General features: G+C 63.6%; 1 pseudogene. It reads left to right on the forward strand.

Going from position 1 to position 258, the window contains the following annotated elements:
* Window positions 1–22: 22 nt before the first annotated feature.
* A pseudogene (locus SB751_RS32470) lies at window positions 23–258 on the forward strand (gluconolactonase); the annotation flags it as partial.

Below are 258 nucleotides of genomic sequence, written 5' to 3' on the forward strand. Positions count from 1 at the left end.
CGGCTGGCTGCCGGATGGCACGATGCTGGCCGTATCGATGCACGATTGCACCGTACTGGCGATAGAAAACGGCAACGATAACGGCGCGACGCGCGTCTACGCCAATCTCTCGAAGTACGTGCCGGGCCCGTGCAACGACATGCTCGTCGATCCGGCCGGGCGCGCCTATGTGGGCAATTTCGGCTTCAATCTCTATGCAGACGAACCGGAGCGCGCCACCGATCTGCTCTGCGTGCTACCCGACGGCAGCGTGCGCGT

Origin of the sequence: Cupriavidus sp. SIMBA_020, assembly GCF_046535395.1 — a bacterium.
GTDB lineage: Bacteria > Pseudomonadota > Gammaproteobacteria > Burkholderiales > Burkholderiaceae > Cupriavidus > Cupriavidus campinensis.